This is a genomic window from Shewanella sp. S1-58-MNA-CIBAN-0166, assembly GCF_040310085.1.
In the GTDB taxonomy this organism is placed as follows: Bacteria; Pseudomonadota; Gammaproteobacteria; order Enterobacterales; family Shewanellaceae; genus Shewanella.
The window spans coordinates 16,300-32,626 of sequence record NZ_JBEOPN010000013.1 but is presented as its reverse complement, the minus strand read 5'-3'; the positions used below and the strand labels follow the sequence as shown (position 1 = coordinate 32,626).

Below are 16,327 nucleotides of genomic sequence, written 5' to 3'. Positions count from 1 at the left end.
TTTTTTATTGGCATCTCTCGATGCCAATACCTGATAAAGCGGGTTGGATTAACGTTGAATAAATTGGTGTAACTCTTCATCGTTAAGAATTTCAGTGGTGAGCTTATCAACGAGTTTGGTGATATCTAATTCAAGAGTGGCAAAATCTGGACTTAGCGGGCCTTTTAAATAGCCATTAGCGTTATAGGATTTGGTGAACTCTTGTTGTGAGTTTTTAGCCAATACATTGATAACTAAACGTGTTTTTGATTCGTAACTGAACGTGGTATCCGTGACGTCAGCTAACAAGTAATTTAGCTGAAACTGCACTGAATTGCGTGCGGCAGGGTCAATAACATAACCGGCTTTGTTCATGCCATTACGGAACAGTGTATCCAACTGTTGACGGATGGGCTCACTGGCGCTGACTAATCTTGGTGATTTGCCTTCTTCATTAAAGCGCACCACAAAGCTTGCTTCGCGAGTATCGATGGTGTCGACCAGTACAGGGAAATCGACTTCAGTTTGTAACTGAATCGGACCCAGCGTGGGATTAAGACCAACATGAGTCGGTTCATAACTTGCGCAAGCCGACAACAATAATGTGGACAGTAAAATAGGGATCAATAACTTCATGAGACAACAATAACCAGTAAAAGGTGGATAAATGATACCAGAATTTGTCTGGGTTTCCAGTATCGCTAAGGTTATGTTGTTATAAAGAGAACTAGAGTGATGCCCATTACAATTTATGCAGGCGCCATCACTTATTAATATCTGGTTTTAACGTCATTTTAACGTCATTTTAATGGGGTTATACGGCAACTATATACTTGGTTATTGACATTAATGACTGATCAATTCAGGTTAGTGATATGTAACTTAAGTTTGATAAACAACATGATGTAGGTAATGTAATGCAACATAAACAGCCGCAATTGGCTCCTGATAAATTGATTAATGTCAACGGCCAGCCTGTGTTTGGCATATTTGATGGGATTGTTGATTCACTCAATGTTAATCAGTTTGCTTATTCGACGGTAATGGACAAGCCTGCATCGGCAATGGCTAAGTACTTTGATTTTAAACAATTCCAATTCGTTAGTATTATCACTCCTCATTATATTATCGCCCTGGCGATTGCCGATATTCGTTATGTCGCCAATGGTTTTTGCTACCTTTATGACATTAAAACTAACAAGCTGACCCAAACGCAATGGCTAACGCCATTCGGGTTTGGCTGCCAGCTAAGTGACTCTCCTAAGCGTGGGCGCGCCGAAATTGGCCGTAAACACAAAGGTATTGTTATCAATATTGTCGACGGACAATGGCAAGTCGAGATTAACCTTGCAGACATACAAGCCAATTTACGTATTCAACCTGCGCCGTTGAGTTTACCCATCAGTTTGTGTACCCCAACGGGTTATAACGGTTGGACCTATACACAAAAGCACAATGGCTTAGCCGTAACAGGGCAATTAACTATTCATCATGAACCGCAGCCTTTACAATATGCGCTTGCAGGTTATGACTTTTCGGCTGGGTTTATGCGCCGCGAAACCAGTTGGCGCTGGGCTTCAATGAATGCCAAAACTGACGCCGGGGTTATTGGGTTGAATTTAGCCGCTGGCGTTAATGAAACGGGTCAAACAGAAAATGTGATGTGGATAAATGGCCAACGCCATATACTGGGCGGGGCACAGTTTGATTTTAATCGACACTCACAACAAGATGTGTGGCATATCACCACTAATGATGGCAATGTCGATTTGCATTTTAGGCCGTTAAATCAACGCAGCGAAAAGCTCAATTTAATCTGGTTAAAAAACAACTTTAGACAATACATTGGCTACTTTAGCGGAGTGATTTGCGACAACAATGGTAATCAATATAAGTTAACTAACCAGCTAGGATTAACAGAAGATCATTTTGCCAAATGGTGATGACGATTAACGGTGTCGACTAGATTAGTGACCTTTTTAGTCTATGGCTTATTAAAAACGGCCTATTAAAAACGGATTATTAAAGCGGTTTACTAAAATGGGTTGTGCCGGAAGAGCGATTTGATTAGGAATGCGAAGTAGCGAAGCGTTATTACAAACGTTGTTAACATAATAATAAATAGAAATGGATAACATATGGACATGGATTTACTGATAGCTCACCCAGAGTGGTTATTACTGGTGTTAGCGCCGATTTTTTTCGGCTGCATTTTACTGGAATGGTGGTTTGGTGTTCGCGCCCAGCGATTACCGAGTAATGCTCAATATCGTCCTGCCGAAGTATTGTGTAATTTTGTATTGGCAGGTATGCACCAAGTGGCGGATATCGTCGCTGGCTTGTTTATTGCGAAGATATATTTACACTTTTTCGGCTGGCGCTTATTTGATATTGAAATGACATTATTCACTTTTGGTTTATTGCTCATTGCGCAAGACTTTTGTTATTACTGGTTTCATCGCGCTAGCCATCGTATCCGTTGGATGTGGGCTGCACATGTGGTGCATCACAGCTCAGAAAACATGAACTTCAGCACCGCCTTTAGACAAAGCTTAATGTACCCGTTGGCAGGCATGTGGTTGTTTTGGTTACCGTTGGTGGTGATTGGCTTTGATCCTAACTGGGTGGTGTTTGCGGTGTTGCTCAACCTTGGATTGCAGTTCTTTGTTCACACCCAAGCGATTAAATCGTTAGGACCGTTAGAATTGATTTTCAATACACCGTCCCATCATCGTGTTCATCATGGGCGCAACCCACAATATATCGACAAAAATTATGCCGGTGTGCTGATTATATGGGACAAAATGTTTGGTACGTTTGAGCCTGAAAATGAAACTGTGGTGTACGGTATTACCAAACCGGTAAACAGTTTTAATCCGTTAGTGGTAACGTTTAGTGAATGGCGCGACATGTGGGGTGATGTTACCCAAGCGCAATTATCGCTAACACAACGTTTACGGATATTATTTGCACCGCCTTCAACACATCAACAGTCATCCACTAAATCCGATATTTGAGCCCATTGTAAACAGGCTTCAGGCTAGTACTTATCCCACTTTGCTTGCTTTAATAGAGTAAATAAGTGGGATGAGGTGGTCTTGATGTTTCAGCTGGTAACCTTTGCCTACCACAAACTCCAAACCTTCGACGCAGTTGTAGGGACTGTAAGGGTGCTCGTTAAACGCTTCGATACAGAGTCCTGCACTAATGAGTGCGCTAATGACTTCGCTTATCGGATGTGGCCAAGTGACTACCGTTTCAATTTGGTCATTGTGGTTTTCGGTGTAAGTGACTTCATCTTCGATATCCGGTTGTGTCTGTGGAAAGTAGCCATAACCACACAACACATCATTAAAAGGGTGGAACTCAACCAAATGAAATTCACCGCCTGGACGTAATGCTCCAGCAATGGTTTGCGCCCAGCGAGTTAAATCTGGTAACCAAGCTAACACCCCATAAGAGGTGAATACGATGTCATATTGCTCGACATTGTGGTCACCAAATTGATAGATGTCATTATTGATGAATGTTGCTGGTAAGTGTAATTGAGCAGCCAGTTTTTTTGCAGTTGTAATCGACTCGCTTGATAAATCTACGCCAGTGACATTGGCGCCAAGCCTTGCCCACGATAAGCTGTCTTGTCCAAAGTGACACTGTAGGTGCAACAGGTTTTTTGGTGCACATCGCCGACTTGTTCAAGTTCAATGGGGTTTAATGATGACTTACCTTGGATAAATGCGTCTAAATCGTAAAATGTTGAGTCGAGGTGGATTTGAGTTCGCTGGTTCCATGCGTGTTTATTGATGGCTAAATAGTCCATGTTCAATGTCTTCTTATTGCTTTAATGGGGTAAATTATCGAAATTATTCAGTAATGTTACTTGGTTTGAAGCTAAAACACGAATGGCTCAATAGGCGATGTGTTACTTTTTCTTAGCAAATAAAAAGGCTTGATAACTCAGTGTTATCAAGCCTTTTTAAAAGCGACAAAAGATGATTCTTTAGCTGTTATTGCATGATTAATTTTTGACGTTCAATAAATTGATGAAACTCAATTTTAGGTGCTATGGCACCTTTATGTTGGATCACAAATCCTGCTGCTTGGGAGGCTAATTTTATCGCTGTGCTGATATCTGCGCCAGTTAAGCGTGCGCCTAAATACACCCCGTTAAACGAGTCCCCCGCTGATGTGGTGTCGACAACATTCGTTACTGGTGTGATTGAGAAATGCTGTTGCTGACCATTAATTACATAATTAATGCCGTTTTCACCATTTTTTATCACCAGTTCATTAATGTCGTAAGGCTGGCAGAACGCAATAATGTCTTCAACGGAGCTAATACCGTAAAGTTGATTAAAGTCATCAACACCTGGCAGTACGACATCGGCCACACTAAACGCAATATCAAACTGCGCCTTTGCTTGGTCTGGACTGTGCCACATTCTTGCGCGGTAGTTAGGGTCAAATACAATACTGACACCTGCTTGCTTACATTGTTTAATCAGTAACCAAAATGCGTCGCGATCTTCTTCATTAATTACTGCTAAAGAAATGCCCGAAAAAAACACCATATCTGCCTGAGATATTTTACTGATGGCCGCATCATCAATAAATTGCATGATTTGCTTGGCGGCTGAATCGTTGCGCCAGTATGTAAAGCTGCGCTCGCCTTTACTGTCGGTTTGTATTGCATACAGACCGGCAATTTTGTCGGTGCTTTGAAAGACCATATCAGTATTAATTTTTTCATCGTCAAAGCGTTGCAACATGGCCTGGCTAAAACTATCTTGGCCAATGGCTGTGACTAGGTGGGTATTAATATCACTAAAGGTGCGTTTAAGGTAAACCCCAGTGTTATACACGTCACCAGCAAAAGATTGCTGTAAACTGGTGGCCGTTACACGCTGTAATTCGACCATACACTCACCAAATAAATACAGACTCTTCACGGTTATGCCTTCCTTTTTACCGGTTCAATTTTTCCGCCTAACCACAACGAAATTAATGCTAGTGGAACTAACGCCGCACCTAAAATAAAGAATGGCGTATAGTCACCGCCTTTGGTCATCATTGGCACTAATTGGATGGTGATAATTACACTTAATACTGCCGATGTACCACTAATACCAGCTAAGGTTCCGACAGTTTTACCGGAGAAGTAATCACTTGGTAATGTTTGAACGTTGCCAATAGCTGTTTGAAAACCAAATAAGATAAGCGCTATAAGGCCCATTGCCATCCAAGGCGTTGCAGCAAGAGATGTCAGTAACAGTGCTGGCAGCATAACCATACAACCTAAGACAATTGCACTACGACGGGCTTTATTCACCGACCAGCCTCGGCTCATCAAGTGGCCACTAAACCAGCCACCAAATAATGCTCCGATGGCAGCTCCGACATAAGGTAACCAAGCAAATGCGCCAATTTGTTTAACATCAAACCCAAATTTTTCGTTTAAATACAATGGTAGCCAAGCAACAAATAACCACCAGATAGGGTCGATAAAGAAACGTGCTGCAATCACTCCCCAAGTTTGACGGTGGCGTAATAACTGTCCCATAGTGGGCACGTATTCTTTGTCCTGTTGTATTTCTGAAGTGCATCGTTGTCCGGTTAAGATATGTTGGCGTTCTTCTTCAGTGATCCATGGATGTGAGTCTGGTGATGATTTATAAACAATCAACCAAGGTAAAATCCAAAGAATACCCAAACTACCAATGACGATAAAGGTTGCCTGCCATCCTAAAAAGGCATACAAAAAAGCAATTAATGGTGGGGCGATAATCGAGCCTAAAGACGCACCAGCATTGAAGATGCCTTGTGCTAGAGCGCGTTCTTTAATCGGAAACCATTCAGCATTCGCTTTGGTTGCGCCAGGCCAGTTACCCGCTTCACCTAGCCCGAGCATGGCTCTAAAAATAGCAAATGAGGTAACGCTTGCTGCAACAGCATGGAGGGCGATTGAGACCGACCACACTACAATGGATAGTAAAAAACCTAAGCGTGTACCAATAGCATCAAATATCTTACCAAATAGAGACTGACCAATTGCGTATGAGATCATGAACACGGTAATAATGTTGGCATAATCACTTTTATCTAAACCTAAATCTTCTGCAATGCCTGGCCACATAATGGCAAGGGCAGATCGGTCGATATAGTTAATGACAGTAGCGAGTGCCACTAAGCTGACAACAAGCCAACGTAGGTGCTTCAATTTAAGGGGAACTTTTTTCATGCTAAACCCTCAACAAAATCTTCTCTAGCCGGGCTAAAGGTATCAATTAAAATGCCGCCAGTTGGGCAAACTGCACCATGGTCTACATGAGGTGGCACAAAGAAACTGTCTCCAGCCGTTAGCACCTTAATCACGCCATCGACATTGACATGAAACTCACCTTCTACCACATAAGATACTTGTGAATGGCGATGAGCATGCACATAGCCTTCTGCTCCCTTATCAAACCAAATCTTTACTGCCATGAGTTCATGATTAAATCCAAGCATTTGGCGCTTTAACCCTCCGCCAATATCTTCGATTTCTGTTTGTTCCCCAAATGAAAAATGTTCACTTTGCTGCATGGTGTTTATTCCTTTTTATTTTAATTTTGTGTTACTTGAATTCTTTAATGTCTAATAATTCGGCGCGTCCGCTAAATGGGTATTGCACCCCATTGACGCTAATGACACTTTGAGTTTCTTGAGTCACAGCGATATCTGCGTGGTTGATTGCTAATAGATATTGTTGTCCATCGGTAAAGCGTATTTGCACCGCTTCTAGATCAGCTTGTTGATGATGAATCAGCTCAGCAATACTGCTGGTGGCTTCTAAGGTGTATTCTTTTGATGGGTTGTACTCGCCGTGTGGCTCCATCACGCTGACATAAGTATGATTAGTAGCATTCACTCGATGAATGAACGACTGCTGTTGGCGTAAGTTCATATCCGGATCGTTGGCACCCAATTGGGTGAATAACATTTGCTCGTCAGTGGCGTTGTTAAAGTTAGTATTAACTAACGTGCTAAGGGTATAAAAATGGCCGTTATCATTTAACCAAGTGACTTTAGCCAGTTTATTCGCGGCTTTGTCTTTGGCTAGGTTAGCAGTTGCTAACAACCATAGATGTTGATAACCATTTTCGGTACCCAAAGCAGACAATTGAGTCAAGGATGCCTGTCTGTCAAAGTTGGTATCGATTAATTGCCCTTGATAATGCACGGGTAAGTCGTATTGATGTGGCTTGTTAGCTGTAACACGCATTATATCGATGCCAATTACCGCATCACGTTGCTTGATGTTGACTAAGGCGAGAGTGCGCTTAAATGCGACATCATCATAAGCGGTATCGATAGAAGCCGACGCGATGGTGAGGTCTTGCTTTGCTGAGTAGAAGTGTAATGTAGGGTTATTTTTGTTAGCCGCTTTAAGCTTGCCATTAAAATGACTTTTCTCGTCAACAATTAAAGTGTTATGGGCAATGGTTTGTTTAGCCCACGATTCATTTTCAGGTAAATAACGGCCACCAAATTTAGCTTCAACATTTAGAAAACGTGCAGCGCCATAATCGGATACGATTTCATTACCAGCATCGTAAAACTGCCACGTTAACTTATCAAAATGGCCATGACCTAAACCTTGAGCGGTTGCTTTAAATACAATGGCTTGGTCGGTTGCTTTGCCTTGACGCATAACCACTAATGCACCGTCATCACCTTGTTGGCCATCACGGAATAATGTGGAAACGAATGGAAATGGCTGTTGTAGTTTGTTGTCTAACCCTTGTGCAACTTTGAGCCCATCACCCGTTAATAAAATATTGTGTTGTTGCTGAGCAATATCTAATAAACGTGGATCAGCGTTTAGGCCATAAGCAATGGCGACGCCGTTGACGAGTTCAATAGTGTCGATGCCTTTGCTTTTAATCGCATCGTTAAGCGGGAAAAACAGTTTGTTATAACTGAGTTCAACCGTACTCGTAATAGCTTTAAGTAATATACCGTCACGGTATTGAAAAATCTTACGCTGCGGTTCATTTTGCTCAATGGCTTTAGCAAAAGTCACAAATGGCATTAATGCATAACGTTGATAATATGGCCCTTCATTGTAATAACCGTCTGGTGAAAATAATTCGTCCAACTGACGCATAAAACCGCCTTTTTTGGCGAGATTTAAGTCGTACAATGCACGTTCAACCCAAAGTGGCTTATCGAGTACATATCCACTCATACCAACAGCAGCAGTGGCCCAAGTGCCGTGGTTATGTACCTTATTAAAGGTGTGCGGAGATTGTTCTGACAAAAAGAGTGCGGCGGGTATTATTGCGCCCGTTTCGATGGTATTACGTTCTGCAGGTGTTAACGCATCATAGATAAAGTCGTACGCCTGAATGGTGTGTACCAACCAAACTGCTTCATTGAGTCCTTGCCAGAAAAGTTTACCTTCATTGTTACTTTTACGCATAGGGTGCAAAGGTAGCGTTGGGTAAAGTGTGGCATATTGCAACAGCATGTCTTTAACGTATTTGGCATATTTTTTATCGCCAGTCAGCTGATAAATAATGCCAGTGTCATACATTTGTTGGTAATTGCTTTTGTGTTTTTCGTGGGTATAACCACCACCTGCATCTTTGGGTACTGGTACTTCAATTGGCTGATCCAGTCCTTTGTCCACATTGTTCTGCGTGGTATTGAATGCATTTTGAAATGCCCCAGGTTGAGTGATGGCCTGTTTCATGGCTGCCACATCTTGCTGGTTTATGACTAAGTTTGGATGTTGCGCAGCCATAACGGGTAATGAAATAGCGCACGTCATTGACGCCAATAGCGCTATTTTTCCTACTTGCTTAATGACACGCGTCATCGGGCTTACGCCTGCGGCTATATTGAAGTTTTTCATAGTTTTTGCACTTTATTATTGTTGATATCTGCAGTGTGTTTACCTATTGCAACTAACTCCGTTACTTGTGGGCTAGGTGTATTAATAAACTGATTATGCGTAATGCGGGTTTGTGGTTCACCGACGGTGTGCTCAACAATAATAACGGCACTGTCGTTAAATTTATTGTGCTCTATTTGGCTCATTTGAACCCCATGTAACTTCAGTGACGCGCCTGTTTTATTGCGCTTACCTTGACCGACTTTAGTGAACACATTGTTGGTTACCGATACATGGGGACCAAAGGTGCTCTCATCCGTACCACCGCGGTATACCGAGGCAATAGCACCTTCAATATCGTCAAACTGGTTATTGTCCAATATGAGGTATTCGGTGTTATAAATTCCTAAGTCGTCGGTTTCTTTGTCGAGGCGAAATAAATCCCCGCTAATATGGCGGAACTGGCTATTGCTGACATTAATACTATCTGCAAAGGCGCGACTGCCCGAATCGAAAAAGTGAAATGAGTGATTCACATTAAGTTGCTCAACAATGCTGTTTGTCATTTCAAAACGATAATTCGTTAACATGCCCCATTTGCGGGTTCTTACCACGCTATTACCGGCAGCATCAGGGCTGTTTAAGCCAGTAATGACTAGACCATCGAGTTGCAAACTACCATTGTCTTGAATTTCAAATAGACTAGGGCGTTCAAAGCTGATTATTGCTTGGTGAGCATTAGCGGCTTTAAAGCTTAACGTTTTGTTGATCGCCAGTATTCTGCTGATGTTATATTTGCCATCACTGAGTAATAAAATATCGCCTGGTTGAGCTCGTTCAACTGCGCTTGCTAATTCATCGTCACTGGCGCTAACCTTGATGGTGTTGCCAGATTGAAATGCGACAGTAGGCTCTGCTTTTGGATACCAAAGTGTGCCGGTATCTTGCTTTAATGTAGGGGTCAGTTTTTTACTGGCACCATATGCTGCAAAATTTTCATCACTTGGGTATAACAAGCCATTAGCAGCGCGTTTCATGGTGATATCTTGTGAATGAATACCTTTAGCCATTAATGGGCTTAACGTTTTGGTCGCAAAATTACTCAGGTTGTCGTTAAAGCTAAGTCCGCTAATATCATCGTATAAAGTAAATGGCGCGGTTGGGCTAATAAACAGATTGTGGTTTAATTTACTGTCTAGTGGCACTGCTGAACGTTCGCTGTCACTGCCCGCGGCCAGCTCAATATGGTCAAGATTAATAAAGCTGTTGTTATTAACATTGGCGTTAACCACCTGATGATAGCGATTAATTGATGAATTTGGCACGCCATTCATAATAGTAAAACCACTGCCAAATCGATTGCCGGTTAAGCCTTCTAGATAGTTGTTAGTAATGGTTTGATCGCGGTTAATCACGCGGATCCCGCCGGTATGTTCAACGCCATTACCCAAAAACACATTACTATCGATAATATTACCGTTACCGTGCCTTAAGGTTAATGTGCCTCTTGATTCATAAAAGACGTTATTTTGAATACGGTTTTTACCCGATTTGACTGAAATAATTTCGACTTCGCCATCGCAGCGATCAAAATAATTATTTTCAACCACGGTAAAAGAATCCGTTAGTGAGTAATGGCTGGTGCCAATTCTGAGGGTTTCGCCACCATTAGAGCCTAAGATTGGGCGAGGACCAAAATAGTTATGATCAATTCGGTGATGGTTTTGCTGGCTGCTTTTACTGTCTAAACGCACAGCAACAGTTACGCCTACATTGCGTTTACCAACAAAGTGATTGTGATCAAGTCGGTTATTTTGTCCATATAAGCTGACCCAATAATCAGACTCTTGGCGATCTAGATTGCTGTAGTTATCGATAACCACTTCGGTTACTCGTGAGTGATTGGCTAACTGAGTTTTACTTTTACGAAAAGCAATAATTTCATTACTTGGCGTAGAGCCATTTTTAAATACTAGCCCCGATACCTGTAAATATTCACCAGCCAGTTTAAGGTTCGATTGGCCAGACAGGATCACTTTACCTTTAGTTTCGGCAGTTAATTCAATAGGCGCATTGGCGGTGCCTGTCGCCATAAACAACACTTCAAAATTTTGCCATGTACCATTTTTTAAAATGATTTTATCGCCAGGCTCAACCAGCTTTAGTGCTTTTTTGTACTCAGCCTGGGTAGTCACTAAGCGATCTTTTGCCTGCACATAGATTGATGGGATGCAAAGCATTAATAAGACTAACAACTGCGTGAATAACCAATGCCTTGACGATGACGTATTGTTATTTGAATGATTCATCTAGTCTCTCGTTTAATACTGTTAAAATGATATCCCCATGGCTACATTAAGTAGTTATCAAGGGGGAAAGGCTCAAAATTACTTTTTCACCTTAGAATTCGTTAGCGCCATAACGTGAATAATCAGCAACTGTGGTGTTATTTTTATTGGGAATTATTTTGAGTTTACCCAACATTTTCATGACTTTGAAACAACATGACAAGAAATCTGCCACTGTAACGTTAGCCAACAAATTGAGGTCGTCCACTGTCATGCGCATCGTGATAAGAGCTGTCTGGAAATGGTAAGTTATTTGGCTGGGTGTCACTCTCACGGTATTGCTAAGTAAGCGTAACCGTAATTAAGCGTAGCCTAGTCCAATTACCTAGCATTTAAGAGACTGTGACGTGCTGTTTTTGTATTGACTCGTTTGTCTCTGTTGCACGTTCATGATTGCTTGATAGAGATATTAGTGCCGCGTCGTAAATTGCTGATCTTGATTGCGACTTTAATCCTGTTAATCTCAAAGTATTGCTTGTCTTGATAAATTTCACGTTAACCTCCCCAGATTAGTTGATTTCCTTTTCTTTACGTACACACAAAATTTAAATTATTCTGTTAAATGATCATTTGTGCTTGAATAGAAACTAACCAATCATTAAGATTATGTCAATAAATTGTTTTACCAATTGCTATGATTTTATATTTTTAGTCTATTACCAATATTTTTAAAGGTATGACAATGTGCTATTATTTCTATATTGAGATTAACATAACATGTAATTTAGTTGTTTGCTGCTAAGGTATTAACCGATAATATGTCAGCATTAACCAGTAAATTGGTTTTACTTTTCGAAGGAAGGTATATGAAAAACCGTCGTTTATTTTGGCGAATAGTCGATACGATTGAAGCCGCTATCGCCAGTGGCGAGTATCCGGTAGGCAGTCGTTTACCCCCAGAGCGTGAGCTTGCTGAAAAGTTTGAAGTAAGCAGGCCAACCATTCGTGAAGCTATTATTGCACTAGAAGTGCGTGAAAAAGTGGAAGTGAAAACGGGTTCTGGCGTGTACGTGGTTGACCATCAGCAAAAACCGGTAGCGGTGAATAATGTTAACGCATTTGAATTAACCCAAGCACGTGCTTTAGTTGAAGGTGAAATAGCTGCTTTAGCAGCAAAAACCATTACTGCAGAAGAACTTGAAAAACTCCATGACACATTAGTAATGATGAAAGATATGCAAAATGTCGAAGAGGCAGACGAGCTGTTTCATCAGATCATCGCATATTCTACTCGTAACGGCGCGTTGATAAATTTGTTTGAAAACATGTGGGCGCTGCGTTCATCAAGTAATGAAATCATTGAAGATTATAATATTGTTTGTAGCACAGATAATAATAAAACCTTAGCAGAGCATACCGCAATTTATCAGGCATTATCACTGCACGATGCCGCTGAGGCTCGTTTAGCAATGCATAAGCATTTTAATCGCTTAATCAATGTATTGTTTGATAAATTAGAACAGCAGGCATTAGAAGAAGTACGCCGCAAAAATAGTGCTAATCGCGACTTGTATTCAATTGAGAGTTTAGTAAAAACAAAAGGTTAATGCTTTTTAAGCGTATTAGCTCATTGCGATAAAATTAACGTGCCGACACTTAAGTGTTAGCGCGTTTTTTATGGTTTTTTATGAGTAATGTTATGAGTAATGTTATGAGGGATGTTGACCATAATATCGGTAACGATGACTTCATGATTTCAACTGCCAGCTTGAGATAACAAGCAATTTAGTTAACGCCATCAATAATCCTATCCCCAATGCAATGATGTGTCGCATTTTCAGCGGCCACTTTAGCTATTTTGTTACGTGACTTGTTTCTTGCGCTAATGGAGTTGCAACATTCCACATAAATGGCGACCAATTAAAGCAACTTGGTTAGGGGTCGCTGATCTTCATGGTCAACTTACAAAGAAAAGAGGCTGTTAAATTGGTCTTTCAAAAAACATAAAAAACCACTATTAACTTTAATATTATTGCAGAAAATTAGCTTGATTGTTTATTACAGCGGCTATTCTACCTATGGAAATATGATTGAGTTCTATTGTTAACGCCATTTATACCCAGTTTGGTAATGTTATTAGAGGTGTATTTTATGCTTTAGTGTTAACCAATTATGTTTTCTTGGTAATGCCTGATGTGGATTGTTAAGGCACAGATTGGCGTTAGTCATAAGGTCATTGTGTCTATTTATCATTGTGTTCATCTATCATAGAGGCTATTGATGCCTTGTTATTGCAAACGAGTGCTCAAATCAATGCGGTATATAGTTATTTATTCAAGGGATATGCACATCTCAAAGCGATTTGCTTTTAGTCACAACAAACCAGACCTGTATCGCCGTTTATACTGATGAATGTTCAGTGGTTATTGGTGTCCGTTAATGTGAGTGTTCGAGATAAACAAGGTGTAGCGAGTTGCAAATACATACGAGTGAAGGGCTGCACATAAATTGTGTCGGCCCTCGCTCGTTACTATCAATATTGGTTTAGTTTTATATGCAGGGCCATGCAGGGCCATTTAGGGGAACATGACCTTAGTACCTCATTCATGGCATTATTTTATTGCTTGTAAAATGACAAACTTACCATTAGAGGCAACAGTGGTGCAGTTTTTAAAAATACGGTTTATTTTAACGTGGTAGGCTAAATGTCGATTACCAACGATATGTAATAAACCGCCTTTTTTTAGGCGCTTATGTGCATCAACAAACATTTGCCAAGCGATATGGTCGGTAATGGCTTCACCTTGATGAAACGGAGGGTTACATATCACTAAATCTGGTTCAACATCAGCTGGTAAATTACTCAGGCAATCGTCCCAATGGAAAAAAGCTTGTGGCGTTTGTTCTGTTTGAGGATCTTGGGATTGAAGATCTTGAGATGGAGTATCTAGCGCGTTCGCTTGCCAATTATGCTTTGCCGAGGCGATGGCCATATCAGAATCATCCACAAAGTGGATTTGCGCATTGGGATAACATTGCTTGGCGTGTAATCCTAAAATACCGTTACCACAGCCTAAGTCTATAATGTGGTTGAATTCACCTTTGGGCATGTTGTCGAGCATAATCCTTGCGCCAATATCGAGCTTATTGGCAGCAAATACATTCGCAAGGTTACTGATAGTGAGTTTTAGCTCATCGACATTCCAATTCACGGCTTTTGCTAATGGCCGTTTTTTACCATCGCTAATACAGCTAATTACCCGTGTTTTTTTCCACGCTAAACTGGCGGATGCGGGACCTAGATTTTTTTCAATACTGGCCAATAATGCTGGATTGATTGACTTGGCTTTAGCACCTATCAGTATTTGGGTTCCCGCAGGAAGCACCGTTGATAAACGCGCAAGCTGCTGGCCAAAATAGTGTAGGTTTTTAGGTAACTTCATCAGCACTAATTGAATATTTTGTGGCAGCGTTTCGCGGCTATTTAGCCAATGTATGTTGGTTGGTGCGAGTTTGTTGAGTAATAAATTTTGCTGATAACCTAACAAGCTGGTTTTAGCATCCGTTTCGACAAGCAATTCACTGTGTGGATATTGCATGGTTAATGCACACGTTAGCGCGCCAAAGTTGTCATTTAGAATGGCGGTTGTGGTTGCTGTTATTTCGGTGTCGATTAAGTACTTTACTAGGTGTTCATCAGCGGCATCCCATGCTTGTAAGTTTGATGCTTGTTGGCTTGGATAACGAAAAAGCTCAAGCTCTATACCTGAACAAGCAAATTGGGTTGTCATAACGGTGTTACCTAATAAAAAAGAATATCGATAAAATAGCCCGATATTATCTCAGATATCACTTACCAGCGCGAGGCTTAGGCTTAAACAAGTTGATAAGGGGAATTTTGTGGAGTGGCGCTAGTTTTATTGAATATCAAAGTTTCTCTGTTTAACTCGTGTTAAACGACATGTTGAATGTAGGATACAGAACAAGATGATATTGATTGTTAACTTTGAAACTAAAACCTAATATCACGAACATGATTGTACTGCAGAGATGATTGCTATTAATTGTACGGTTCAGTAACATCAATATATTGACTTAAGATAATGGTTTCAAGGGATATTGATGAAAGGTGCTGGTGGAACGTCAGGTGGAATGGGTCAGTTCTTTATTGGGCTAGTGATGATGTGCGGTGGCTTTTATATGCTATTAAATGCCATTAAAGTGACAAGCTCATTTGGCTTTAGCAGCCATTTATATCAGCTGGGCGGCTTTGGGCTTACCAGTGGAATGGTGATGATACCCTTTATGTTTGGTGTTGGACTGATGTTTTATAATGGCAGAAACATACTTGGGTGGTTACTGACATTTGGCTCGTTAGTGGCATTGATTTTTGGCGTGATAAGCTCGATTAATTTTAGATTTTCTTACATGAGTGCATTTGATTTAATCGTTATATTGGTACTTTGTGTGGGGGGTATAGGGTTGTTTTTACGTTCGCTAAAAGCGATTGAAAAACGTTATCCTGAGTCTTAATGTTATGGTTTTTTAAACCCATTGATGTCTAACATCCGCTTGTTTGAACATCTATAACAGGTCGTGCGGTGGCTGATGTTACTTGCCTGTAACGTAAATAACATGCAGCAACGCCCGCATCCTCTTTAATGACACCATGCCAATATACCCATGCAGTTATAGGCAATGTACTTTTGCGTTGTTGCCAATCACCTTCGGGAATATTCATTAGCATTGCAATACCAGCGGCTGTTCCATCGGGATAGCCATAAGCTAAGTTAACATTGACCCCATCAATATTAAGCGTCGTAGTCGCAAGTCTTTCTACACCAGCAATAGCGGCTTTTGAATAGGTTAACGTTGCAGCTGATTGCATTGCTGTTTCCATTCCTACCATGGTAGATACAATTGCATCTTTGCGTAAGCTAATGAATTTACTGCTCGCGACAACGGCCAATAAGGCCAAAATAATAATCACAACAACCAACTCTATTAATGTAAAACCGTGCGATGGTCTTATATTATTTCTCATACTATTTCTCATACTATTTCTCATACTATTTTTCATCTTATTGCTCATGCTATTTTTCATGTTATTTTTTAGTCGATACTAGCATCATTTTTTCGGCGGTCGTAATCCTGCTGGCCGGCGCCTTATTGTTAAGGCATCTAC

At 40.9% G+C, this 16,327-nt stretch carries 12 protein-coding genes and 1 pseudogene; 4 read left to right on the top strand and 9 right to left on the bottom strand.

Translation table 11 applies throughout. The annotated features are described in order from the left end of the window. Window positions 1-48: 48 nt before the first annotated feature. Window positions 49-615: a YajG family lipoprotein gene (locus AAEY99_RS09865; RefSeq protein WP_011638554.1), complete on the bottom strand. Its 567-nt coding sequence runs from the start codon at window positions 613-615 to the stop codon at window positions 49-51. Between the two features lie 281 nt (window positions 616-896). On the opposite strand from AAEY99_RS09865, the gene AAEY99_RS09860 reads away from it, so the two are divergent. Beyond that, window positions 897-1,922: a DUF2804 domain-containing protein gene (locus tag AAEY99_RS09860; protein WP_162023768.1), complete on the top strand. Its 1,026-nt coding sequence runs from the start codon at window positions 897-899 to the stop codon at window positions 1,920-1,922. Window positions 1,923-2,117: 195 nt separating this feature from the next. Then, window positions 2,118-2,996: a sterol desaturase family protein gene (locus tag AAEY99_RS09855; protein WP_351010329.1), complete on the top strand. Its 879-nt coding sequence runs from the start codon at window positions 2,118-2,120 to the stop codon at window positions 2,994-2,996. Window positions 2,997-3,026: 30 nt separating this feature from the next. On the opposite strand, the pseudogene AAEY99_RS09850 reads toward AAEY99_RS09855, so the two are convergent. From AAEY99_RS09850 to AAEY99_RS09825, 6 genes and pseudogenes are all read right to left on the bottom strand, one after another. Next, window positions 3,027-3,799: pseudogene (locus AAEY99_RS09850) on the bottom strand (class I SAM-dependent methyltransferase). A gap of 187 nt (window positions 3,800-3,986) precedes the next feature. Continuing rightward, complete coding sequence (locus tag AAEY99_RS09845) at window positions 3,987-4,928, bottom strand: sugar kinase (protein WP_350999693.1); 942 nt, start codon at window positions 4,926-4,928, stop codon at window positions 3,987-3,989. Window positions 4,929-4,930: 2 nt separating this feature from the next. Beyond that, the gene (locus tag AAEY99_RS09840; RefSeq protein WP_351010327.1) at window positions 4,931-6,217 is read right to left on the bottom strand and encodes an MFS transporter; all 1,287 of its coding nucleotides are present in this window, start codon (window positions 6,215-6,217) and stop codon (window positions 4,931-4,933) included. Next, on the bottom strand, window positions 6,214-6,561 hold the full coding sequence (locus AAEY99_RS09835; protein WP_162023764.1) for a cupin domain-containing protein: 348 nt from the start codon (window positions 6,559-6,561) through the stop codon (window positions 6,214-6,216). Before AAEY99_RS09835 ends, AAEY99_RS09840 begins: the two co-directional genes overlap by 4 nt. Before the next feature lie 31 nt (window positions 6,562-6,592). Continuing rightward, window positions 6,593-8,839, bottom strand: coding sequence for a heparinase II/III domain-containing protein (locus tag AAEY99_RS09830; protein WP_351010403.1), 2,247 nt, complete (start codon window positions 8,837-8,839; stop codon window positions 6,593-6,595). 32 nt (window positions 8,840-8,871) lie between these two features. Next, window positions 8,872-11,163 carry a chondroitinase-B domain-containing protein gene (locus AAEY99_RS09825; protein WP_351010326.1) on the bottom strand — a complete coding sequence of 764 codons (2,292 nt, stop codon included), beginning with the start codon at window positions 11,161-11,163 and terminating at the stop codon, window positions 8,872-8,874. 845 nt (window positions 11,164-12,008) lie between these two features. Between AAEY99_RS09825 and AAEY99_RS09820 the strand changes: the two genes are divergently transcribed. Next, complete coding sequence (locus AAEY99_RS09820) at window positions 12,009-12,749, top strand: FadR/GntR family transcriptional regulator (RefSeq protein ID WP_101088735.1); 741 nt, start codon at window positions 12,009-12,011, stop codon at window positions 12,747-12,749. 1,005 nt (window positions 12,750-13,754) lie between these two features. Here the strand turns inward: AAEY99_RS09820 and AAEY99_RS09815 are convergent. After that, window positions 13,755-14,933 (bottom strand): methyltransferase, encoded by a 1,179-nt coding sequence (locus tag AAEY99_RS09815; RefSeq protein ID WP_351010324.1) that lies wholly within the window; start codon window positions 14,931-14,933, stop codon window positions 13,755-13,757. A gap of 331 nt (window positions 14,934-15,264) precedes the next feature. Between AAEY99_RS09815 and AAEY99_RS09810 the strand changes: the two genes are divergently transcribed. After that, entirely contained in the window at window positions 15,265-15,675 is a 411-nt protein-coding gene (locus AAEY99_RS09810; protein ID WP_101088737.1) for a hypothetical protein, read from the top strand. 28 nt (window positions 15,676-15,703) lie between these two features. Here AAEY99_RS09810 and AAEY99_RS09805 read toward each other — a convergent pair whose 3' ends face one another. Further along, entirely contained in the window at window positions 15,704-16,186 is a 483-nt protein-coding gene (locus AAEY99_RS09805) for a type II secretion system protein (protein WP_192114342.1), read from the bottom strand. Window positions 16,187-16,327: the final 141 nt, after the last annotated feature.

Bases quoted from the DNA above. Each gene is read 5' to 3' on its own strand.
- AAEY99_RS09865 (WP_011638554.1), bottom strand. From the start codon at position 615: ATGAAGTTATTGATCCCTATTTTACTGTCCACATTATTGTTGTCGGCT.
- AAEY99_RS09860 (WP_162023768.1), top strand. From the start codon at position 897: ATGCAACATAAACAGCCGCAATTGGCTCCTGATAAATTGATTAATGTC.
- AAEY99_RS09855 (WP_351010329.1), top strand. From the start codon at position 2,118: ATGGACATGGATTTACTGATAGCTCACCCAGAGTGGTTATTACTGGTG.
- AAEY99_RS09840 (WP_351010327.1), bottom strand. From the start codon at position 6,217: ATGAAAAAAGTTCCCCTTAAATTGAAGCACCTACGTTGGCTTGTTGTC.
- AAEY99_RS09835 (WP_162023764.1), bottom strand. From the start codon at position 6,561: ATGCAGCAAAGTGAACATTTTTCATTTGGGGAACAAACAGAAATCGAA.
- AAEY99_RS09830 (WP_351010403.1), bottom strand. From the start codon at position 8,839: ATGACGCGTGTCATTAAGCAAGTAGGAAAAATAGCGCTATTGGCGTCA.
- AAEY99_RS09825 (WP_351010326.1), bottom strand. From the start codon at position 11,163: ATGAATCATTCAAATAACAATACGTCATCGTCAAGGCATTGGTTATTC.
- AAEY99_RS09820 (WP_101088735.1), top strand. From the start codon at position 12,009: ATGAAAAACCGTCGTTTATTTTGGCGAATAGTCGATACGATTGAAGCC.
- AAEY99_RS09815 (WP_351010324.1), bottom strand. From the start codon at position 14,933: ATGACAACCCAATTTGCTTGTTCAGGTATAGAGCTTGAGCTTTTTCGT.
- AAEY99_RS09810 (WP_101088737.1), top strand. From the start codon at position 15,265: ATGAAAGGTGCTGGTGGAACGTCAGGTGGAATGGGTCAGTTCTTTATT.
- AAEY99_RS09805 (WP_192114342.1), bottom strand. From the start codon at position 16,186: ATGAGAAATAATATAAGACCATCGCACGGTTTTACATTAATAGAGTTG.